Annotated in this window: 17 protein-coding genes and 1 pseudogene; 7 read left to right on the plus strand and 11 right to left on the minus strand. The window is 58.3% G+C overall.

Translation table 11 applies throughout. The features are described from left to right. Positions 1-613 precede the first annotated feature (613 nt). Positions 614-1,684, minus strand: a complete 1,071-nt coding sequence (locus HAP48_RS24550; protein WP_029084297.1) for a cytochrome-c peroxidase — start codon at positions 1,682-1,684, stop codon at positions 614-616. 1,702 nt (positions 1,685-3,386) lie between these two features. Next, positions 3,387-3,686, minus strand: a complete 300-nt coding sequence (locus tag HAP48_RS24555; protein WP_029084298.1) for a hypothetical protein — start codon at positions 3,684-3,686, stop codon at positions 3,387-3,389. A gap of 932 nt (positions 3,687-4,618) precedes the next feature. Between HAP48_RS24555 and HAP48_RS24560 the strand changes: the two genes are divergently transcribed. Together HAP48_RS24560 and HAP48_RS24565 are read left to right on the plus strand one after the other, a co-directional pair. Further along, a complete protein-coding gene (locus HAP48_RS24560) occupies positions 4,619-6,256 on the plus strand; it encodes a hypothetical protein (protein ID WP_156928933.1) in 1,638 nt (545 codons plus the stop codon). Positions 6,257-6,409: 153 nt separating this feature from the next. Then, positions 6,410-6,649 (plus strand): hypothetical protein, encoded by a 240-nt coding sequence (locus HAP48_RS24565; protein ID WP_224496568.1) that lies wholly within the window; start codon positions 6,410-6,412, stop codon positions 6,647-6,649. Positions 6,650-7,502: 853 nt separating this feature from the next. Here the strand turns inward: HAP48_RS24565 and HAP48_RS24570 are convergent. Both HAP48_RS24570 and HAP48_RS24575 read right to left on the minus strand, forming a co-directional pair. After that, on the minus strand, positions 7,503-8,222 hold the full coding sequence (locus HAP48_RS24570; RefSeq protein WP_029084300.1) for a hypothetical protein: 720 nt from the start codon (positions 8,220-8,222) through the stop codon (positions 7,503-7,505). A 59-nt stretch (positions 8,223-8,281) separates the two neighbouring features. Continuing rightward, positions 8,282-9,031, minus strand: coding sequence for a P-loop NTPase family protein (locus HAP48_RS24575; RefSeq protein WP_029084301.1), 750 nt, complete (start codon positions 9,029-9,031; stop codon positions 8,282-8,284). 653 nt (positions 9,032-9,684) lie between these two features. Here HAP48_RS24575 and HAP48_RS24580 point away from each other — a divergent pair. From HAP48_RS24580 to HAP48_RS24595, 4 genes and pseudogenes are all read left to right on the plus strand, one after another. After that, positions 9,685-11,019, plus strand: a complete 1,335-nt coding sequence (locus HAP48_RS24580) for an IS1182 family transposase (RefSeq protein WP_166202952.1) — start codon at positions 9,685-9,687, stop codon at positions 11,017-11,019. Positions 11,020-11,359: 340 nt separating this feature from the next. Then, on the plus strand, positions 11,360-11,728 hold the full coding sequence (locus HAP48_RS24585; protein ID WP_156928934.1) for a hypothetical protein: 369 nt from the start codon (positions 11,360-11,362) through the stop codon (positions 11,726-11,728). Between the two features lie 553 nt (positions 11,729-12,281). Then, the gene (locus HAP48_RS24590) at positions 12,282-13,628 is read left to right on the plus strand and encodes an IS5 family transposase (protein WP_166209433.1); all 1,347 of its coding nucleotides are present in this window, start codon (positions 12,282-12,284) and stop codon (positions 13,626-13,628) included. Between the two features lie 1,053 nt (positions 13,629-14,681). After that, positions 14,682-15,662 (plus strand): annotated as a pseudogene (locus tag HAP48_RS24595) (IS630 family transposase). 313 nt (positions 15,663-15,975) lie between these two features. On the opposite strand, the gene HAP48_RS24600 reads toward HAP48_RS24595, so the two are convergent. The 7 genes from HAP48_RS24600 to HAP48_RS24630 form a co-directional block, all read right to left on the minus strand. Then, the gene (locus HAP48_RS24600; protein ID WP_175619473.1) at positions 15,976-16,344 is read right to left on the minus strand and encodes a tetratricopeptide repeat protein; all 369 of its coding nucleotides are present in this window, start codon (positions 16,342-16,344) and stop codon (positions 15,976-15,978) included. A gap of 208 nt (positions 16,345-16,552) precedes the next feature. Beyond that, positions 16,553-18,670 (minus strand): type III secretion system export apparatus subunit SctV, encoded by a 2,118-nt coding sequence (gene sctV / locus HAP48_RS24605; protein WP_029084950.1) that lies wholly within the window; start codon positions 18,668-18,670, stop codon positions 16,553-16,555. A gap of 8 nt (positions 18,671-18,678) precedes the next feature. Then, the gene (gene sctY, locus HAP48_RS24610) at positions 18,679-19,104 is read right to left on the minus strand and encodes a type III secretion apparatus assembly chaperone SctY (protein WP_029084949.1); all 426 of its coding nucleotides are present in this window, start codon (positions 19,102-19,104) and stop codon (positions 18,679-18,681) included. Between the two features lie 2 nt (positions 19,105-19,106). Next, on the minus strand, positions 19,107-19,643 hold the full coding sequence (locus tag HAP48_RS24615; RefSeq protein ID WP_029084948.1) for a hypothetical protein: 537 nt from the start codon (positions 19,641-19,643) through the stop codon (positions 19,107-19,109). A 33-nt stretch (positions 19,644-19,676) separates the two neighbouring features. Further along, the gene (locus HAP48_RS24620; protein WP_029084947.1) at positions 19,677-20,570 is read right to left on the minus strand and encodes a SctD/MshK family protein; all 894 of its coding nucleotides are present in this window, start codon (positions 20,568-20,570) and stop codon (positions 19,677-19,679) included. Positions 20,571-20,688: 118 nt separating this feature from the next. Further along, positions 20,689-20,871 carry a hypothetical protein gene (locus HAP48_RS24625; protein WP_029084946.1) on the minus strand — a complete coding sequence of 61 codons (183 nt, stop codon included), beginning with the start codon at positions 20,869-20,871 and terminating at the stop codon, positions 20,689-20,691. A 43-nt stretch (positions 20,872-20,914) separates the two neighbouring features. Beyond that, positions 20,915-21,211 (minus strand): hypothetical protein, encoded by a 297-nt coding sequence (locus HAP48_RS24630; RefSeq protein WP_029084945.1) that lies wholly within the window; start codon positions 21,209-21,211, stop codon positions 20,915-20,917. A 573-nt stretch (positions 21,212-21,784) separates the two neighbouring features. On the opposite strand from HAP48_RS24630, the gene HAP48_RS24635 reads away from it, so the two are divergent. Further along, entirely contained in the window at positions 21,785-23,119 is a 1,335-nt protein-coding gene (locus tag HAP48_RS24635) for an IS1182 family transposase (RefSeq protein WP_166202952.1), read from the plus strand. The last annotated feature ends 48 nt before the right edge of the window (positions 23,120-23,167 follow it).

The following is a 23,167-nucleotide window of genomic DNA, read 5'->3' on the forward strand; positions in this document are numbered from 1 at the left end:
TCCGTCTAACAGCGCTATACCCGGCAATACCTGCTTCAATCCGGATCGGCGCGCGGCACCTTTCTGACACCGACGATCGAGGACGGATTGACGAGGGCCGCATCAGTTGCGCTCCCCAATCAGGAGCACGAAGGCCGCTCGCGCGACGGCGAGCATCGCGAAGCTGCGCGACATCGTGCTTGGTCCTCGCGACAAATAACAGTCGAAAGGAACTGACGGGCGAGCTGTTCGCGACCCGGATCGTGTGCACCATAATCGGAGCTAAATCCGTCTTGTCGGCCTTGTATCAAGCTGCAAGTTCGGTCACGATCCGGGATCGATGACGTTTCACCCATCGTCGGAACGATTGCCTGAAGCGCTTTGACGATCTGGTCATTCGCGCTTGCCAGGTCAGGCGAGGGGGGCTGATGGAAGGAGAGATATAAGAGCTCACGGCACGCTCGGGCAATGTTTGCTTCTATGGCAAAGCCGATGGCACCCGTAGGAACTCGGAGCCGGATTGCTTTTTGCTGTCCAGAGTGTGAGCGAGCTCCAGCTTGAGACACCTTTTCACTTCGCCGCAGCGAACCGCATTCCTGCGCGACAAACGCCTGGTTCTGCTGCGGTGATGGCTCTATTTGTGCACGGAGGGCTTAGGCGTTGTGTCGGTACGCGTGGGCAATATCGGATAATCGATCTTAGGCAGCTGCCCGGTGAGTGAATTCAGAAATGCCACGATGTCATCTTTTTCTGTATCGCTAAGCTTCGCGCCGAGTTGACTCTCACTCATTACGCCAACCGCTTCTTTGAGGCTCCAAACCTGGCCGGAATGAAAGTAGGGGGGCCGCAATGCGACGTTGCGCAACGGCGCAGAGCGGAAAACATACTCGTCGCTGGGCATCTTGGTGACGGCGAAACGGCCCTTGTCGTTTCTCGGCAGTAGGCTTGCGGCGGGCCGCTCCACCGCACCGAAAGCGAAGTAATCCTGCCCACCGACGTTGATACCATTGTGGCAAGACGAGCATCCCTTTTCGATAAACAGCTTTAATCCCGCTTTCTGCCGATCGCTAAGGGCATACGCATCACCCTCGAGGTACTGATCAAAAGGGGCGGCGGGCGTGATCAAGGTGGCCTCGAAAGCCTCGATGGCCTTGGCGAAATTTTCAAAGGTAACCGGCGTTGCATCGCTGGGGAACGCCTTACTGAACATAACGATATACTCGGCCATTGAATTCAATGTGTCGACCACGTGAGCGGGCGTCGCATTCATTTCGACGCTAGCCTGGACGGGACCTTCGGCCTGCGCCTTGAGGTCTGCCGCTCGACCATCCCAGAACTGCGCCACATTGAAGACGGCGTTGTAGACTGTTGGTGCGCGACGTGAACCCAGCTGCCAGCGATGCCCAACCGATGTCGGGCCAGCATCCACTCCGCCGGTTCCAAGGTTATGACATGTATTGCAGCTAATGACCTCGCTCGCAGATAACCTCGGATCGAAGAAGAGAGTCTTGCCGAGTGTGACCTTTTCGTGGGTGATGGGGTTGTCCTTGACCGCGGGAACGATTGAGGGGATCGGCCTGAAAATCCGCCTCGCGGCGTTCATCAAATCATTATCGGCGCCTGCCGCCGACGAAGCCAGGACCCCAGCGGCCAAGACATATAGCGTGCCCACCATGTAAAGCTCGCGTACCGCTGATTTCCTCATACTAAGCCTCACTCTCGTCGCCTTTGCCGGTATTTCGAACATCGGGGTGGGGTATGCGAGCCTGCTCGTCTCGCCCGGCTCGTGTTGCGGCTAGACTGCATACCAGGACTCATCCGCCGTCGCCGGAGTAGCAACCGCCGTGCCAGTGGAGCTTAAGGTCTAAGCCGCTGATCGGTCTCAAGCAATTGCAGACTAGCAATAGCAGAAGGCCGCTTGAATCTGCTGAATCGGGCGCCCGTCACAGACCGACAACCACTAGCCCCGACCAAAGGAGTTCTGGTCTACGCTTCGAACCTGTGTGCTCAGGTCGTGCGCTGTCGGTCCGGCGTTCTTCGACCGTGCAGGTTTCAAGACATTGGTCAGACGCCGAACAAAACGAGTAGCTTTGACGCAATCGGGCGATCGATTCGATGGATCCGCTGTGCCCTTGCGACGCCTTCAATAATACGCTGCGCTATCAACGGTGGGCCGCGATCATCGGCCGACATCAAATGGCGTTTTCGTGCGCGCTGCCGCGTGGAGTGCGCATTACTCGCTCACGTCAAGCTATAGATATTCCAGCCAAGAACGTTGTGACAGTGGCTCGACGATCAAAGTGCTTGAATCGACCGTAGCGGCAGGTTGTAGGTGTAGGCCTTGCTAAGGAGGATCGGACGCCCTTGCAGAACGGAATATTAGTAAGGAACATAACATCGCGAATGTCTCAAGATCCAGAACGGGCTGCGGGATCTGCAATTGCCAATCTCTATTGTTCTGTGGCCCGCAACAATTCTATAGCGCTGCTGCAACAATGACTCGCAAGTGTTGCAAAGCCGGGTCCGCAATAGCAGGACCGCTGCTACCGTTGCAGTGGCCTTCTTCCATGTGTTGCGCGTGGCGCAAAGAACAATAGTGAAGGACATGCAGCTTAGGGAGTTCTTGTTGAATCGGGAGCCACTAACGAGTTGGGCTTACCGGGCGCTTCGCTATCTAGCCGGCCTTGCAGCGATTGCGATTGCGGCCACGTGGTGTACAGGGAACGCCCGCGCTCGGGATCTGAGGTCAGAGGAGGTCTTGACGTCTTGCAGACCAGATGTGATGCGCTTCTGTGATCACTTCACAGGACGTGGAGATATAGACGCGGCCATGTTTTGTCTGAAGGACAATTTCAAAAGCTTGCGTATCGAATGTCGCCGAGTGATGCCCACCGCGGCGAAGAGAAGCGGAAGATCGAAACCAGGCGTCAACAGCCAGCCGATCGTCCTGCATCGGGAATGATGCCGCCGGCGCGGCAATTTTGCAATATCAACGACAGTGACGTGCCAGAATTGATAGGGCGCCGGAGCTTTCGCCACGCTGGTTCTCGAAAGTCAATCGGGCTGGAAGCGTCGCCTGGCTGGTTGCAGTTGATCCGCCAGCGGGTACGTGCGCGCTACGACGCCATAGGCGTCGCTAGGCAATCAAAACGCAAGCATGTTGCGAGGTTTTAATGTGATCTAAAGATGGTAATCGCGGTGCTGTTGCGCTCGTTATCAGCGCTGCAGTCAATTCGGCGGGGTGCGAGGCCGCAGTAAGCAAGCCATCGGTTCGCACCAACTGGTCCGGGGGATCTATCGGCTTGCATGTTTGGGTTAGGGTCGCGCGGTTCAACCCATGGCGGTCTTCCAACTCAGGGCGCTCCGCGCTTGCCCTTCCCGTCAGCTTCGAAGGGGCTTCGTTCATATCAGCTACCAATCGACATTCCGAAGCGGTCGGTTGATGCCATTGCGGCGCTCTCGATGGGCGCTTCAGTGGAGCCGCTTGGGCCGATTGTGGCGATTTTGGTCGAATTAACTTCAGAGCATAAAGTCAAAGGAAATGCGACCTGCAAGAGCCGTTTAAAGTCAGAAAGTTGTTCAAGCAGACGCTTCTCAACGACCTCGCGCTCCGCACCGGGCAGCTCCGTTTCGAGCAACCTACGACAGCGCCAGATCTCGTTCCGTATCCACCTGATCTCACTCAATCGATCGTCAATCGAAATCATCGTGGATGTTCACTTGGCATTGGAGTATTAAGTTCATCGTCTGCAGTGCGCACCCGCTCCATGGCCCCACATTCATGCCGATTGATTACGTCTGAGAACTTGCGGCTTGCCGCCATTCCTCGGCAAAATGTGGTGAGCGATTCAACGTATGCAAGGTTCTTATCAATCTCATATCATCTTACGATGTGCGTGGGACTAGAATTTGCAGCAGATTGCTGCGGTTTCCGGCGTTGAATCGTGTAGGTTGCATTATTCCTGCGTTCCATCCGTGTCCATAGAAGATTTAACAGTGAGGGGCGGCGCTCACCCCATCATGGGATTCGCATAGCGGTGATGTTTTCTCGCAGGGAATAAGATGAGCGCGTGCAACTCGATCGAGTAAGCGGCACGCGCCGAGCTTGAGACCTCTGCGAGCAGATTGTAAAATGGCATTTAAAATAGTGTTGAACGAGAGAAGATCGGCGGCTGACGCCGTCCGCGTCGCAATGCCGATTTAGTAGCTTGAATCTAGCGTTGCGTCAGGTTGTAACCTCGCAGAGGCGTAAAAACAAAGGCGCGCCTGGCAGGCGTCTACGATTTATTGGCGATAATGATCGGGCAGGATGGCTCACTAATTGCCGATGTTCTCGCTTGGGAGCGACGGGCAGGAAAATCGGTTGCATCCTCGGCGGGACGACGCCGTTCTGTCATTGTCGATCGGGGTGGAAAGAACGAAGTTGCGATATTGCGTGAGACGATAGAATGCTACGGACAGGAGTGACAACAGCTGCAACCGTGTGTCTCGTCGCAGCGACAGCGAGCTGAGTGAACAGCCGGGAGCTCGCAAGGAGATGCTCCAATTGCATAGGTGGCTAATTGCCAGCCAGAGGCGATGATCGGTCACATTGACCGCGTGGCCGCACGGTGCGCCGTGGTGAAAGCTCGGAGGTCGTATGTCCGCTGAAACTAACCTGACGACGGCGCTAAGCGAAATTGATCGTGCTCGTGACATCGTTGAATTCTCAACCGCAGTGGTCGCGCGCGACAAGCAGCTCCGCAAGGCGGACCAACTGGTGTTTCTGCAGAAAGCGGCCGTTGAGTTTCAATCTAGATTCCTGCCAAGCTTCGAGGAAAGCATCCGTGCCGAAAGATCGTGGGGCTATGCCACGACGTGCAACGCGGTGAGTCGAAAAGCCGGAGGTCAGCCAGGGCGGGACGCTTGCGAAAAGATCGCTTCTCGCGTGTCGCAGATTGACCATGCTCTGATGGAGAAAATCGGAATCAGGGCCCTATCTATCTTTGCAGCGTCATTCGGCCGGCACTCCAGGAGCTCGGAATGTCACTATGGAGCGATCCGAATAGCTAGGCTTTGTCGCGAGGAAAGCAGGTCGCTTCAAGAGCTGAACAATCTGAGCCTGGCAGCGCTGATCAACGGTTTCAGCAAATGGCCAGAAGAGGCCGACTTTCGCCAGGCCGCCGTCGCAATCGCGGGTGAGGTTATTCGCCGTGCGAACCGCCACCACCAGCTCTCTGAGTTTACACAGCAAGGGTTGGTGAGTCTGGTCAACGGTTTCAGCAAATGGCCGGAAGAAGTGACCTCGCGCCAAGCTGCGGCAGCGCTGGCACTTGAAATCGTGCGCCGTCCCGGTCGGCTCCGCGCTTTTGCGCAGCAGGGATTGGCCATCCTGGTGAACGGTTTCAGCAAGTGGCCAGATGAGCGGCCCTACGGTCAAGTTACAGTCGCGATCGCTGGTGAAGTCCTTGGACGTGCCGCCCGGTTTCGTGAGTTTAGCGAGCAGGATCTGGCGAATCTAGTGAATGGCTTCAGTAAATGGCCAGATGACGCGGTCTCTCGTCAGGCGACAGTCGCGATCGCAAGTGAACTCCTGCGCCGTGCCACCCAGCTTCCTCATTATACCCAACAAGGACTGGCGAACCTGGTGAACGGCTTTTGCAAATGGCCGGAAGATGCGGTCTGTCGTAAGGCTACAGTCGCGATCGCTGGCGAGGTTCTTCGCCGTGCTGCGCAACTCCGCGATCTTACGCAGCAGGGGTTGGCAAACCTGGTGAACGGTTTTAGCAAGTGGCCGGAGGAGCTGGCCGTTCGCCGCGCCGCGGTCGCACTCGCTCGTGAGGTCTTGCGCCGCGCTACCCAGTTAGACGATTTTTCACAGCAGGGGCTGGCGAATCTAGTGAACGGCTTCAGCAATTGGCCGGAGGAGCTGCCGTGCGCTCAAGTGACCGTTATGCTCGCGGGCGAGGTGCTTCGCCGCACCGAGCGCGGGACCGGGCTCTCAGATTTCTCTGCCCAGGACCTCAGGGGGGTAGTGATCGGTTTCAACAGATGGCCGCGAGAGAGCGCCGCTCGCCAAGCCACGATCGCCGTCATCAATGAGGTCCTTGGCCGCGGTATCCGGCTCTTTGACTTTACCAGGCCGGAATCGGAGAATCTGCTGAATGGCTTCAGTAAATGGCCGCAAGACGCTGTCCGCCACCAGGCGATAGCGGAGATCATCAGGCAGCTGAAACTTTCGCAAACTGGAGCAGCGCAGCTCCGTACTGGAGAGAAGTGGTCCCAGCAGCCGAGGTAATCGAGCAAAGAAATCTCCCGGCGGTTGCGCTGTTCAATGCGTATCATGCAGCGACTCCGCGACACAACGAATCGACGCGGCGAGCTCCTAATGATGTGATCGGGAGCGTCACATTACACAGAAGTGAGTAAACAATCAGAAGGGACGCAGTTGTTGATCGAGGCTGAAAAGGATGTCGTCGACCACATGCTCTCATCATTGACGACCAGCTTGTTGCAGAACCGTATCGCCCCCTCCAACGAACAGGTCATGCATCATTTCGGGATCGCCTGCGAGAGTGCGGGACTGATCGCGACGGAAGAGGCGGCAATCCGGATGCGCGTCTCACGCGAGATCAACAACGCGCAGTCGGTGCTTGAGTTCATCGGTCGCGGTGCGGATCGACTGCAGTGACTGGGCCTTAAGAAGCACCTATCGTATCGCTGCAGATGCTCAATTGTTGAACTGAACACGCCTGCGATCAAGACTCGGGTCATGGGCGTTTGCCGGCCTCTATCTGTGACGCCATGAGCGATGTTGGAAGATCGATCCTCGCGGCTGATGTCAAGCGAGACGGCAGTTCTTCATCCAAGAAGACATAGGATAGCTTTTGTTGATTACGTCGAGGGCGGGTGCTGCCTCGCGGTGGGGGTCAGCAACGTTACAGCGGATGAGCTTTGGGCTTTTCAAGAGCTGCGGCAGGTCGCTTCGGCATGCGCTTCTTGTCGCTCATATCACTGACGACGAAGTTGCCAGGAGCGGAGGTGTCAGTTCGAAATCAGGGGACAATGTACGCACTATCTGGTAACGCGCTGATAACCATGAGAGCACGGCGAGCCGCCATCGCGTCCGCACGTGTGGCGACGCAAGAGAGGCACGTCGACGCGAGCGCGGAGTATCACACCCGCTTAAACCGGCAACTGGCAGAGGATGGTCCCGACGGAAGACGTAGATGCCGAACCGTGCGCCCCGCTCCGCGACGAGATCGCTTGCGAGATCAAAAGCGTGGTAATGCGCGGGAAGCCCGGTGTTGAGCTGTGAAGCACCACTTGATGGAAGAGCCGTCGACACGTCTGGCTCCTCGCAACGTCAGCTGCTCACTGATCTTTCCGAGAGCCGGCGTGTCCGGATCGGCCGTTCGGCGTAAGAGCTGCCGCGGACGATCACGACGAAAGGGAGTGCTCTCGACTCGACGATCCCGGTAATGAATCGCGTCTGGTAATTGCATACGTTCATCTCTAATCGAAATGGACGGCGAGATGGAACCTCACGTGGCCCTTGTGCTCCTTAGGCTCGCGATGTTCGTCGCCCGAGATCGATAGGGGCCCCGCAGGATCATACTGGATTCCAGATCGCGAAACATAGTGTAATTTCCGCGGATCCACTGATGTAGTTCGGTAGACCAGTCCTTCTCGTTGCGCAGATACCCGGTGAATGAGAAGCTAAGTCGGTCGATATATCTCTTGAGAAACGGCGGCAGCGCGGGAATCCGAAGTACCCGCTCGCCATCCATCGCTCCAGGTAATTCTCCGCGGAGCACAAATTCATTGTGCACAGTGACTAGTGCCGGCGTCGGAATCCTTTGCCGCAGCATTTCATAACTGCGCATGGAGATGCGGTCAGTGCCAGCGACGAACAAGATGATAGGCGCGACATAGCAGCGCGCCGTCTCTTTGATGAAGCCAATCTCCTCGCACATCTTGAAGAACTCGTCGAAGGCATGAAAGCCGAGGTCGATCACCTTGGCTACCCGATCGTGGATGATCAGTGGGTCCATCAGCTGCATCTTGCCGTAAGTATCAATCACATCTGCGGTCTCCGTGATGTTGGGAAGGTAATCAAGTAATGACGGCTCCTTCAGATTGACATCAAACGACAACGCGGTGCCATGTTTCAGCAGCAAGAACTCGCTTACGAGGCGAGCGATGAGGGTTTTGCCGACCTGCGGGCTAGGAGAGCAGATGATGTAGATTGGGGTCGCTAACATAGCCGGCAGATCAATGTTGTTTGGTACGTGGCTCAACCCGGAGCGCGCTGAGAATCGGATTACTTCTCGCCGGCCTGGGTGGCTGACCTGGCGCCGGCCAGCTCCGTCAAGTTGATGCGGTCAAATTCCCTCCAGACATTTGCCAGCCAGTGCCGGACATAACCGCGCAGCACGAAGGAGTTGTTCGCTGGCTCATCGTTCCGCCCCTTGTTTGCGACGAAGTCCACGAATGGGACGGAAGCGACTTCGACCTGCTCATAGGCCATCTCGTTGAGTTTCGGTATGGTCAACTCGGTCGCATGCTTGATGCGGTGAAAATAGGAATTGTAGGTCGATTGGTCCCACTGAAAGAACTGAGTGTCGTTGATGAAGTTCTTGACCAGATAGTACTTTGCGCCGCTCATGAAGGTCGCGGTCTCAGCGATCTCGTCCAGAGAAGCGATGGATGATCCCAAGATATGGAATACGGCAAAGGTGATCTGGCCGGACCGCGCCGAATCCAAAAAGCCGATGTCGCGCAAGGAGGCCAGTGCTGAGGACAATAAGCCGGCGCGAGCATCGATGACGGTGACGGATAGCCCTGAATTCAGGGTATCGAAAATCTTCATCTGGTCCGCGGTCGTCGTCATATCGACGATCTCGGTGATCTCGGGATAGAAGCGCTTCAGCGTTCCCCGCGGCGACTCCGTGTCGAATGCGCGTGTTTGCACCTTATTGACGCTGAAGTAGTCCAGAAGCGTTCGTGATACGGTCGTCTTTCCGACTCCTCCCTTGTCCGCGCCCACCACAATCACAACTGGCTTCACCATGACAATCTCCTGAGACACTCGCTGTTGCCGCGCGCGAAGTACGCGATCGGCGAGTCTCTGCTTTGGACGCGAACATGGCAGAAAGAAGGGGCAATGGCATCTTTGATGCGGGAGCCGCGCAACTGATGAATATTCTGCAACAGCGAGCCGCAGAGGCCACTTGATTGCAGTGACAATGTAGGTCGAGAACAGCAACTAATCACTCGTGATCGTACTCCACGAGAGGTTTGCGAGTAGCTGAAGGGAAGTTCTCGAGGAGACAACTATGCGCGGGTGGTGATCATCGCGATCACCATTAGCTACTTGATGCGGCCGATTCTCGATCAGCCTGAAATGACGAGAATCGCACGTGGCGTCAGATTCAAGCTTTGATCGAACTGATCGAGGCGGTGCTATGAGGTGGGCTTGCGTCCAGGCAGGACCGAACGCTGCCCAGATAACTCTGATGAAAGTCGTCCTCTGTCTGCAGCTCGGCAGATTGGCAGTCGTTGCAAGGTGTGCCGCTCCGCAATTCGCAGGACTTCCCTAAGACGGGCCTTGTGGTTTCCTCATCCACCAAGTTGACAGGAACACGTCGCGATGCGGAGTAGGGCTAGGAGCTTGTCTGGATAGTCGCTGTTCAAATCTGGTCGGGTCTGATTCAACATTGGGCGATGAGCAAGTATTTTCGGCCTTGGAACATCGATCAGACGCTGCTTCTGCCGCCGAATGTGCAGGACTTCGTGCCGAAAGGCCATGTCTCGCGGTTTATGGTTGATCTGGTGCGGGAGAGCCTCGATCTCAGGGAGATCATGGGCAGCTATGTGAGCGGGCTTGGGCAGCCGCCGTTTGATCCGCGGATGATGGTGGCGCTGCTGCTGCATAGCTATGCGAGTGGGCTGTATTCGTCGCGTCGGATTGCCAAGGCCTGCCGGGAGCGGAACGATTTTGTGATGATCGTGGCGCTGGATGCGCCGGATTTTCGGACGATCAGCGACTTTCGCAAGCGACATTTGAAGGCGCTCGGCGCGCTATTCGTGCAGGTTCTGAAGTTGTGCGAGACGGCCGGGCTGGTCAAGCTCGGTCATGTCGCGCTGGATGGTACGAAGATCAAGGCGAACGCGTCGAAACACAAGGCGATGAGTTATGAGCGCATGAAGAAGCGCGAGGCGGAATTGAAGGCCGAGGTCGCTCGCATGCTGGCGGCCGCCGAGGCGGCGGATGCCTCGGAGGATGAGACTTTCGGCAACAGCGACGAACTGCCGGACTGGACCGTCGACAAGCAGAAACGGCTGGCGAAGATCCAGCAAGCGATGGCGGCGCTGGAAGCGGACGCCAAACTGGCGGCGGAGGAAGAGCGCCGCATCGAGGCCGAAAAGGAACAGCAGCGCCAGGCCGAAGGCCGCAAGAAGCCGGGCAAACCGGCGGCGCTGCCATCGGAGGAACCCAATCCCAAGGCGCAACGCAACTTCACCGATCCGGAAAGCCGCATCATGAAGTCGAAGGATGGCTTCGTTCAGGCCTATAATGCCCAGGCGGCCGTCGATGCACATGCCCAGATCATTGTCGCGCAAGAACTGACCCAGCACGGCAGCGATCAGGGCCAGTTGGTGCCCCTGATCGAGGCCATCGAGAGCAATCTTGGCCGCAAGCCGCGGCAGGCCTCAGCGGATTCCGGCTACTGCAGCGAAGCCAATCTCGAAGCGCTCGACACACGCAGCATCGATGGCTATGTCGCGCCCGGACGCGCCAAACACCCGACAGTAGCGAACGGAAAAGTCGGCGGCCCGCTGACACAGGCCATGCGAAAGAAGATCGACGATGGCGGCTTCGAAACACCCTACCGATTGCGAAAGCAAGTGGTGGAGCCGGTGTTCGGGCAGATCAAACAGGCAAGAGGCTTCCGCCAGTTCCTGTTGCGGGGCATCGAGAAAGTGCGCGCCGAGTGGACAATGATCTGCACCGTCCATAACCTCCTCAAGCTGTTCAACCTCGCAAACGCAGCCTGAGCCTGCTACTCTACAACAAATGCCCGTCACGAAAACATATCTGGACGGGCTCCTAGGTCAGACGCATCCGCCAAACAGGCCGGCGCCGCCGCCTGCCGCAGCTTCAGCGATGACTGTTTCGGCGGATGTTATCCGGTCGGTGCCAGCCTTTCTTCGCGGGCCTGGACAGGGGAGCATCGGCCGAGCCACCTCAGCCGTTCTGGTCCGCAAGCCGCTGCTTGGGGCTCGGCCCATTCCCCTGTGGGCTTCTCGGCCCAGTTGCCGTTCGTTAGCAGAGCTGGCGTCGCCGGCACGATGTGCGCAGCTCGACCCAGATGAATATTTGTCAGTGAGAGCCTTCATGGAGCTCAGCATCAAGCTGACTTTGGATTGTATGGTGTGCAGAGCCGCTCCGGCGGTGCGCGCCATCGAGTGGAGGGCACCAGGAGCGGTGCCTCGCACCTCGGTCGCCACGGAGCTCCATACTCAATGGCGATCGCCTTTCGTTACATCGGGGCCAAGTTCCGTTGCGGCCAAGGAAGCCGACAAAGCGGGAGCCGCACACCGTTCGCAAGCAGCCGAGCAAAGCTGGACCGATTGCTCGACGGCTCTCGATGGGCGCACTGCGTGGTCAAGTGACCGCAAAACAAAACGCGGAGTTTACCTTCTTGGCAGCGCGCTCAACCGCGAGAACGTCACGAACACGACATTGCAGGTGAAATGGACGTGAACTCGGTAGCAACTGAGCAAGGATGGCGACTTGCGGCGCACGGCGGATCGCAGGGCAATGAGAGCGACGGTTTAGCTTTTCAGGCTCGCTGTGAGATTGATTTGGATGCGCATCTGTGCAAAGAGCCTGAGAGGCTGCGCCGTCCAATAAGCTGTCCGGCTCAGGCCGTCGTGCACGGCTGCTCGATTGCTGCGCGGGGCCATGTATCGTGGCCGATGGCTCCATCCACCTCCCTCTACACCGCGATTGGCTTGGCAACGTTTCTCATCACAGCGAGACGGGAGCTGGCAAACATCTCTCTATTGTACACTCCGCCGAAATGATCCAGGACGAAGGTTCCAGAATAATTCAGCTTGTCGGTAACGCGCCTGATGAGGTTATCGAGTCGCCCGTTAAGAAGCTTCCAGGCGACTGATCTGGAATCGTAATTTGGCTGGAATGACGTTCTGAGATTGCAAGGTTTTGGTGTTTTGTGCATCGGAAGCTTGCAATTTCGTTTTCGAGATTCCCTCGACGGGCGAAGCATGATTCCCTGTCCGCATCGGAGGGCACGATGCGGCCGAAGAAGCACAAAACGACGGGAGCGAACGATGTTTTCCGGGCGCGGCTCGACCAGATCATCAATCTGAAGCACGAGCTGGTCCGGCTCACCGGCAAGATCGATTGGGACTGGATCGACGGCGAGATCGCGCCGCTCTACAGCGAGAACGGCCGGCCGGGGATTGAGACCCGCTTCGTGATCGGGCTGTTGTTGCTCAAGCACATTTACGGGCTGTCCGATGAGGGGGTATGCGAACGCTGGGTCCACGACCCGTATTTCCAGTACTTCACTGGCGAAGAGTTCTTCCAGCACGCATTCCCGCACGAGCGCTCGGACCTGAGCCATTGGCGCAAGCGGCTCGGCGACAGACTGGAACTGCCATTGGCCGAGAGCCTGCGGGTGGCGCACGACGTCGGCGCGTTACGCGGCAAGGACCTTGAGCGGGTCACGGTCGACACCACGGTGCAGCCGAAGGCCATCACCTTTCCGACCGATGCCAAGCTGCTGCATGCGGCGATCCAGGGGCTCAACCGCCTAGCGAGGAAGCACGGAGTGCGGCTGCGGCAATCCTATTCTCGGATCGCCAAGGCCACCGCGATGATGGCGGGACGCTACGCCCATGCCAAACAGTTCAAGCGGCACCAGCGGCAGTTGCGCATCCTGCGCAGCCGCCTGGGCCGGATCATCCGCGACATCCGCCGCAAGATCGAAGGCCAGGATGCGCTCGAAGAGGCGTTCGCACTCCCGTTGAGCCGGGCCACGCAGATTCGCTCGCAGCAGCAGCGCCAGCGCGGCTGGAAGCTGTATTCCTTCCATGCCCCCGAGGTGGAGTGCATCGGCAAGGGCAAGGCCAGCGCGCCTTACGAGTTCGGCGTGAAGGCTTCCATCGTCACCAACAACCGGCCTGCTCCCGGCGGCCAGTTCGTGCTGCACGCCAAGGCGCTGCCCGATAACCCTTACGACGGTCACACCCTGCGGGACGTCATCGACCGAACCGAGACACTCACCGGCTGCGCGATCGAGTGCGCCTTTGTCGACAAGGGATACCGCGGCCATGACGCACAGAACCCGCGCCGCGTCTTCATCTCCGGCCAGAAGCGCGGCGTCTTCGGCACTATCAAGCGCCAGCTGCGGCGCCGCTCCGCTATCGAGCCCGTGATCGGCCATTTGAAGGCTGACGGACACCTCGGCCGCTGCTACCTCAAAGGCCGCGCCGGCGATGCCGCCAACGTCATCCTCTCCGCCGTCGGTTACAACTTCCGCCGCATCCTCGCCTGGCTAAGGGCTCTTTGGTACCTCTTCCTGGCTGCCTTCTTCTCAGTCACCAGCCACCGCACACCACTCAAATCGGCTTCTTAACCGACGACTATCGAGAATTGCGGCGACTTCGCCAATGCGGTCGCTATAATGAGCGCGAATAACGTTAACGGCGTTCATTGAGTGAACCGCCTCGTCGGCAATCACTTCTCTGAGCCAATAATGGAACGTGTCGTTTCTTGTTCTGGCGGGGTGCAACGTCAGGCTGCGGATCTTCGCAACTTGAGCAGTGTGGAGGTGCCTTCAGTGAAGCGTCAGGCCGCGGCGTCAAATGGCATGCGCGTTCCTAGTGTGGTTTGAACTCCCTGCCGCCACCGGGTCCATTCCCGCGCGGGATGCTTGGTGTCAGTGATCAAATTGTACCTCGAATTGTATCAGAGTCGAGTCGGACCAGTGCGAGAATCCATCTTGCTGACCACCTGAGTTGTCTCATCGTGAGCGGCGCGATCTACATGAAGTTGTATCCATCATCGTACGGATCCTGCGCGGGAGTCGCTGCGTTCTGGGGCCGCCCAGCAACACTACCGACTCTGTCTTCAGTTGCGGCAAGATACAAGGGTGGTTTGCCCTCTCGCTGCCATTGTCCATCTTCGTTCTTCTTCCACCTGTCCTCGCGCTTGGTAGGGTCAAGCACCATCATCGAATCGCTTACCTCAACGAAGCCCAATGCTCTTGCGCGAGCTTTCGCTTCCGGGTTGATCGAGTGAGACAGGACGAGCGGTTCGTCGCCATCGAGCCGAAGCTGATGTTCCAGCAGAATATCGCCTGCGTTATCGACAAGTGGATGGGTAACTCGGAAATCTATCCTTGACGTGATTTCACCTCGTCCGGGGAACTTCTCCCGCCACGGTTGTCGCCTTTGAAGAGCTCGCTCATGAGGCCTCCGGGCTCGGTATGCGTAGCAATATGCCCGATATCGTCGCCATAAAACTCCTCTAGCTCGTTCTCGAAGGTGGACTTTAAGATCTCAACCACCGGGGGCTCGGAACCGAGAAAGTACGGCCGGGTTCCCGTCGAAGATGAGCCAGCGTGCTGACTAGAGCGGGATGGGTCTAGCTTGAATCGATTTGGGATTCCCAAATCGGAAGGCTTCTGATTCAACATGCTGGCTGGGAAGGAGGCCAGCATGGATGGGACGGAGCCTATTCGGACGACCTTCGTGAGCGGGTAGTGAGAGCTGTCATCAAAGGTGGCCTGTCGCGGCATCAGGCAGCGGCTCAATTTGGGGTGGGCATCAGCACGGCGATCAACTGGGTACAGCGCTTCCACGAGACCGGTAGCGTCAAGCCAGACCAGATCGGGGGCTATCGGCCAAAGAAGATTGCGGGGCCGCACCGCGAATGGCTGATGCAACGGTGCCGAAACGATTTTACCGTGCGCGGGCTGGTGGCCGAACTCGCTGAGCGTGGCCTGAAGGTCGATTACCGCACGATGTGGGAGTTCGTCCACGCCGAGAAGCTCAGTTACAAAAAAAGACGATGATTGCCGCCGAGCAGGATCGTCCCGATGTCACCCGTCGGCGGGCGCAGTGGACCAAGTATCGGGATCGGATCGATCCCACTCGGCTGGTGTTCATCGATGAGACCTGGACCAAGACCAATATGGCGCGCCGCTGCGGGCTGGGCGCCGCGCGGTCAACGTATCAAAGCCAAGGTACCGCACGGCCGCTGGCGGACCATGACCTTCATGGCCGCCTTGCGTCACGATCGCATTACCGCTCCGTGGTTCCTCGAGGGGCCGATCAACGGCGAAGCCTTCCTTGTCTATATCGAGAAGGTTCTGGTCCCGACCCTGCGGCACGGCGACATCGTCATCATGGACAATCTCGGCTCGCACAAGGCCCACGCCGTGCGTCGCGCCATCCGTGCCGCCGGCGCCCGGCTCTTCTACCTGCCGAAATACTCGCCTGATCTCAATCCGATCGAGCAGTTCTTCGCCAAGTTCAAACACTGGTTGCGCAAAGCCGCACAGCGAACCACCGAGGCCGTCTACGATGCTATCGCTCCGATCCTCGGCACCGTCTCACCGGCCGAATGCGCCAACTACTTCGCAAACGCCGGATATGACCAAAACTAAACTCATCACGCTCTAGACGAGCCTAGCCGCATTTCGGAAAACATGTCTGCGAAGCTTCGGCTATCCTCAGTGCGGTGTCCCAGTTCATCTGCCTCGGAAACGCTTGCGGGGTAGGCGATGGAGGAGTCACTGATGCGATTATACATGGCGAGTTGCATTCCTCTCGGCGACGTTGCTTGGCGGAGCCTGTCTCTTCAGTCTCCGCGCGACTCATAGGCAGCATTTGCTGTCGGCAAGCTGACCGGCAGGCATCGGCGCTTCGCTGCTGTTCGCCAAATCATCTCGAGCGGGCCAACGGCCTGCCGGCCGTCCGTTAGCGGCCGTGGTCTGTGTTCCCGCTCTCCGTCTTGCTTTCAAGTGCGAGCGAGAGTTTGAGGTTGTTACGCAACATCGCATTTGCGGGAGCTGTTTCAAGAGCTTGGCGGTATAGCGCTTGTGCCTCGCGATGGCGGCCCTCGTGGTCGAGCACAACACCCTTGGCATTCAGCGCGCGCAGGTCGCCAGGTACGACCAGTAAGAGCGCGTCGAGCACCTCAAGCGCATCATCTGGGGATCTGCGTCCCAACAGGGCCCGCGCAAGAGGAATCGCCGCATCGACGTTGTCCGGTTGTTGCCTCACCGTGTCGCGTAAAGTCTGCTCGTCAGCATCCCGATCGATGGCGCGAACAATGCGCTCACGCATGGCAGGATCAATCTCCACGGCGCCTGCTGGATCTGATGTGGATGTCTGCTGCGGGGAGAGCGCCGACCGCTCCGAGCCGGCACAAGCTGAGAGCAGCAATATGGCGAGAAGAGCTGGGCACGAGCCCGGACCAAAGGAGCACAAGCGCCGCCCGACGCTGATCGCATATGGAGTCATGGGCCATCTCGGGATAAGTGGCTGCGTTCTGTTAAGTCGCCGCGGTAAGGAGCCCGCCACGCTCCGAGGAAGCGGCCTTATCCTTGGCAGCCGGAAGCTTGACGGACCCAATCGGCTGGACGGTGAAATCCGAAGCGAGATCTTGATAGGACAGAACGGGCAAATCGATTCCGTTGCGGGTGAGAAAGCCTCGTACAAAACGTCGGATATCCATCGAACCGAGAATAATGGGTTGGCTCTGACTTCGAGCGATGGTCGAATGGATCTGACGGAATTGTGCAAGCAGCTTCTCGCTCTGCCAATCGTCCAAAACGAGGTATGGACCGACAGCGGTTTCGCGCACCGCGCCGCGGACAATATCCTCGGTCTCGCGCTCGATGATAAAGGCGGCCACAACCCGATGGGCATTGGCATAGCGAAAACAGATCTGCCGTTTCAAGGTGGCACGAACATATTCGGTGAGCAGGACCGCATTTTGCTCGCGTTCACTCCATTCTGCCAGGGCTTCCAGCAGTAGGCGGGTGTTGCGAATTGGAATGCCCTCATCGAGTAGGCGGCGCAGGACCTCGGCGATCCGAGGAACGGTGGTCGTACGCAGCACTTCCTTCACCAGATCAGCGTATTCCTGCTCCATCCGGCCAAGCAATTGGCGGGTTTCTTGAATGCCTACCAAGCGCTGTGCATAGCGTGTCAATGTGAAGTGGAGACGCAAGGCAAGAATTTCGCTCGGACGGTGATATCCGATTCCCGCGGCTTTGAGGGCGGCCGCATGACCTTCTTCGATCCAGACCCGATTCGTCTCCGGCTCTTGTCGAAAGGGGATGCCGCTCAATTCGATGTTCGCCACATCGTCGTTGAGCGCGAGTTGCGTCGGATCGATTACATCTCGTTCCACCGGCACGCTGTCGACATCTACCCTGAACTGCGACTTGGACAGATGCTGATCGACCTGAGCCGGGATACGCGGGACCGTTATGCCAAGATCCGCCGATACCAGCGTCGAAACGCGCGCGATGCACTGTTCCAGCTCGTTCTTGTCGATTGAATACGTCAGGTCCGGCGCGAGGAATAGCGCGATCGGAAGTGCCTCCGCATGAACAGCTTGTTTCTGGGTCTGTGCTAGAGCCCGAGCGGAAGCGGCGGCATCTGCACTTGTCTTACCTGCCGTCTTGTCGCTTTTCGCCCCAACCCTGACATAGCTCGCTGCAGCGAAGAGCCCAGCTAGAATGACGAACGGCGGCAAAGGGAAGCCGGGAACGAGTCCCATCAAGAGCAAGACGCAAGCGGCTAAGCGAAGGGCTTGTGTGCTTGCCGTGAGTTGGTTGACAATATCGGCGCCAAGTCTGAGCTTGGAAGGCCCGTTGACACGCGTGACGATGGTTGCGGCCGTGATCGACAGCAGCAGCGCCGGGATCTGCGAGATGAGCGCATCCCCTATTGTCAGCAGCGTATATTGGTGCAGCGCCTCATCGAGCGACATACCCTTGGACAGCAGGCCGATACTGATCCCACCCAGCATGTTGATGCAGATGACGATCAGGCCAGCGATCGCGTCGCCCTTGACAAACTTCATGGCACCATCCATGGCGCCATGAAGTTGGCTCTCTTGCTCCAGTGCCGCGCGCCGGCGACGCGCTTCGTGTTGATCGATATGGTTATTGCGCAGCTCCGCGTCTATCGCCATCTGTTTGCCCGGCAGCGCGTCGAGCGTGAAGCGCGCAGAAACCTCTGCGACGCGCTCGGCGCCTTTCGCAAGAACCATGAACTGCACCATGGTCACGATCAGGAATATGACGACTCCGACAGCGATATTCCCTGATATTACGAAGTCGCCAAAGGTGTGGATAATGCTGCCTGCGTCACCCTCCGCAAGAATAAGCCGCGTGGTTGCGATGGTCAGCGAGAGACGAAATACCGTCGAGATAAGGATGACGCCCGGCAACGAGGAAAAATCAAGCGCTGTGCTGAGATAGAGGGCAACCATCAGCAGCAATATGGCAAAGCCAAGATTGAAGCCGATCAGCATGTCAATCACGATGATCGGGATCGGCATGATCATCATGCCGATCGCCAGAAGCAGCATCAACGCGACCATAAAATCCGGATGGGCCGGCGCGCGCAGGATGAATTTACGCAAGACGTTGGCCATGAAGGTCCCTATTTCTGTTTGATGAGAGCGGTGCTGCCGCGCAATGACACATAGCGTCGGAAGACATCGCGGGCCTCGGTCATGCGGCCTGCCTCTCGCAGCGCGTGACTGCGCAGGAGCGTCAAAGGCACGCGTGAAGACGGGTGAGCATCAACGGCGTCCAGCCGATCGAGCACCTCAAGTGCTTCGTCGCCAAGGCCCTCCGAGATGAGGGTGTAGGCCAGAATTCGGAGCAGATCGACATCCTGGGAATGTTCGCGGGCTGCGATTCGTAGCAGGGCCAGACTTTGTGCGCTCTGCCCGCACGCGAGGTGGACATAGGAGAGGGCGCAGAGCAGGTCACGCTCCGGCCCGGAGATCAGCAGGATATCGCCGGACTTGGAAACGTCCGGGGCCGAGGTGCGGACCTCCTGCACTCGATCCGATTCGATCATGGCTAGCCCTTGATCAAGCTGTTCTGATTTTGCCGGAGCAGAAGGAACCGCCGCAGTTCTTGCTGCAGGATCGCCAAGCATTCGCCGGCCGTCTTGTCGTCTGGCGTTGATTCCAGCGTTTGCGTTAAGCGCTCCAGAAGAGCACCATGCCTGTCTGCGCGCAGCACGTCCGGATGACGCAGGCGTGGAATGACGAAGGAGAGCAGGCCATGTGACAGATTGTGGCCATAAAGTGAGGCAAGTACTGCGCGGGGGTCGATTTCATTTGCGCCAGCAGCCCTCTCGAAGAGAGTGACGCGCGAGATTGCATCGATCGGGCCGACCTCGAGCGCGGCTTCGCTCGCAGGATCAATTGTCAGATCCTGAGCGGATGCGTCTCGCCACGACGCCTGTTTCGTGGCGCCATCTGCATGAGCGCCCGCGACTTCGATGTGGTCGGCTTTCGGGGTGATCGGGCCGTTGACCGGTGCATGCTCCCCCGCGTCATACCCCTGCGACGAGGGGCCGGACCCTACAGGGTGCTGGGGCAGTCTGGCCATCGGCTTCTCCTTTCTTCCTGCAGGGCGGAAACGTTAATAGGGAAGTGCAGCGAAGCGGCCGTTCCGACTGAGCAGCACTCGTCCATCCTCGATTCGATCGACGGTCCATCCATTGCTCAGCAGCGCTCCCACGAAATACTTCTGGCCGCCGATAAGAAGATAACGTTCGCTTCCGCGCCAAACCGCTTGGACCGAGATTGAGGGCGGCGCCTTTTCGTCCTTGACGGTGACCGCGTTCACAAGGGCAGGAGTTCCGTTGGTTTGATGATCAAACCATTGCTGGATTTCCTGCCATTTTGCGCCAAGGGCTGGCGTTACGGTTCCTTCTGCGGTCACAACGCCGTGCCCCGAACCGACCTTGATATTAAGAAGGCCCCCTCGTTCAACCTCCTGCCGCAGCAATTCGGCAGTTGCATCAGCGGCCTTCGCATCCAGACGATTGATGGCTGGTTTGGCGGCAATGTCGGCCACAGACGATGCGTCTGTGCTCGGCGTCACTGCGCTATCGTCAGGGGCGAATATGGGCGAGACGGCGCCGATCGCCATGGAGCTGAGCAAGACGAGGCTGAGCACCACGATCCAGATAAAAGAGCGGTTGCTTGAGCCACCTTGCTGCAAATCTTGCGTCGACCAGCGAATGGACATGGCGCCGACATGAACGACGGCAGGAAGAGGAACACTAACGCGCTCGCCTGGGGGCATATTCTCGCGGCCGTCCAGTCTGATATTGGCTGCAAGGGCCTCGATCTCGATCGAATTGGTATGCGGGGTGATGCGAAGGTGGCGCGGTTCGAGCCCTTGTTCAAAGAAGATCAGATCGGCATCGAGGCCGCTGCCGATGAGGCTGGCCCCAATAGCGGCTTTGCCCCTAAGCCCGGCATAGAGCCCCGATAAGACCTCAAACTCGAGAGAAATCGATTCGCTCACGGATCATCTCCTGAATAACGAGACAAGCCGTACGGCAGTTCGCCGTACGGCTCTTGCAGAGTTCGTCATTCACTGCGCGGACACGGTAGCGACTCGGTGAGCCAACCGTCTTGCAGATTTACTGGACGCGTTCGTCGGCGACCTTCTTCTCGGAAGAGAGCTCGGTCGTAATTCTGCGCATTGCCACGGCCTGGGCCTGAACTTTTTGGCTAACACGCTCGAACTCAGCCATCTGGTTCTGGAAACCGGCATCCTGGGTAGCAGGAGCGGCACCGTTACCGCCAACACTATTAACCGCCATGTCTATTTACCTTTCTTTGTCGTGTGTCGTTAGTTGTGGCCTGCTACGTCGGGCGGGCCGATGATACGATGGCAGGAATAGAAAGAAAGACGTGCTCGCCCCCCAGACTGCTCAGGCTCAGCTCTGCGTTCTTGCCGAGACCATCGGTCTTGGGCTGTACGTTCGTTTCAGCGTTCTTGTTGTCGGCAGTTTTGTCGGAGTGACTATCTTCGGACTCCAACTTGTGGATCACCTTTTCAAAGGTGTGATCAATGGCCCCGCCCACGGCGGAACCAATCGCAGCTCCGGCAGGTCCGCCCAACCATCCGCCGGCAGCGCTTCCGATCATTTCTCCAATCATCGGCTTCTCCTATGCTCGTCTTGTTACGCTCAATAGACGACTCCTCGCCTACAGTTCAGCGGCCTCATGCTAGGAGCGCTACCTTTCGAGAAGCTGACGAGTCTCCCGTTCCAGAACATTGGGGTGGCCCTTTGCAGAAGCTCATCACCTGCTGACAGCTTGCAAGCTTCATTTGCCTCCCTGGCCGCGCGTATGATCAGCCTGACGCCGAGCCGATATCGGCGCGGCGAACGTGCCTGCGCGTCAGGCGCAATTCGTTGGTCTGGTGAAGCTTGCAGCGAAGCTCTGACGGGTGTGCGTGGTCCGGCGATCAGGCCCGGTCGCTAGGCCTACGGCCGGGTTGTTGCGTTTGTCGGTGAGCGTTGCTGCGGAGACTGATGGTGTGATCGCCGGCACTTAGAGATTGCATCGATAGCGCGCGACGGGGAGCGGCGGGGGGGGGGGGGCTTTTCTGGTGGTACAGACCGGATAGATACCCGACAGTTTAGACCGGCATGATTGCCGACAGGTTTCTAGGAGCTTGTCTGGATAGTCGCTGTTCAAATCTGGTCGGGTCTGATTCAACATTGGGCGATGAGCAAGTATTTTCGGCCTTGGAACATCGATCAGACGCTGCTTCTGCCGCCGAATGTGCAGGACTTCGTGCCGAAAGGCCATGTCTCGCGGTTTATGGTTGATCTGGTGCGGGAGAGCCTCGATCTCAGGGAGATCATGGGCAGCTATGTGAGCGGGCTTGGGCAGCCGCCGTTTGATCCGCGGATGATGGTGGCGCTGCTGCTGCATAGCTATGCGAGTGGGCTGTATTCGTCGCGTCGGATTGCCAAGGCCTGCCGGGAGCGGAACGATTTTGTGATGATCGTGGCGCTGGATGCGCCGGATTTTCGGACGATCAGCGACTTTCGCAAGCGACATTTGAAGGCGCTCGGCGCGCTATTCGTGCAGGTTCTGAAGTTGTGCGAGACGGCCGGGCTGGTCAAGCTCGGTCATGTCGCGCTGGATGGTACGAAGATCAAGGCGAACGCGTCGAAACACAAGGCGATGAGTTATGAGCGCATGAAGAAGCGCGAGGCGGAATTGAAGGCCGAGGTCGCTCGCATGCTGGCGGCCGCCGAGGCGGCGGATGCCTCGGAGGATGAGACTTTCGGCAACAGCGACGAACTGCCGGACTGGACCGTCGACAAGCAGAAACGGCTGGCGAAGATCCAGCAAGCGATGGCGGCGCTGGAAGCGGACGCCAAACTGGCGGCGGAGGAAGAGCGCCGCATCGAGGCCGAAAAGGAACAGCAGCGCCAGGCCGAAGGCCGCAAGAAGCCGGGCAAACCGGCGGCGCTGCCATCGGAGGAACCCAATCCCAAGGCGCAACGCAACTTCACCGATCCGGAAAGCCGCATCATGAAGTCGAAGGATGGCTTCGTTCAGGCCTATAATGCCCAGGCGGCCGTCGATGCACATGCCCAGATCATTGTCGCGCAAGAACTGACCCAGCACGGCAGCGATCAGGGCCAGTTGGTGCCCCTGATCGAGGCCATCGAGAGCAATCTTGGCCGCAAGCCGCGGCAGGCCTCAGCGGATTCCGGCTACTGCAGCGAAGCCAATCTCGAAGCGCTCGACACACGCAGCATCGATGGCTATGTCGCGCCCGGACGCGCCAAGCACCCGACAGTAGCGAACGGAAAAGTCGGCGGCCCGCTGACACAGGCCATGCGAAAGAAGATCGACGATGGCGGCTTCGAAACACCCTACCGATTGCGAAAGCAAGTGGTGGAGCCGGTGTTCGGGCAGATCAAACAGGCAAGAGGCTTCCGCCAGTTCCTGTTGCGGGGCATCGAGAAAGTGCGCGCCGAGTGGACAATGATCTGCACCGTCCATAACCTCCTCAAGCTGTTCAACCTCGCAAACGCAGCCTGAGCCTGCTACTCTACAACAAATGCCCGTCACGAAAACATATCTGGACGG

The organism is Bradyrhizobium septentrionale (assembly GCF_011516645.4).
Lineage (GTDB): Bacteria > Pseudomonadota > Alphaproteobacteria > Rhizobiales > Xanthobacteraceae > Bradyrhizobium > Bradyrhizobium septentrionale.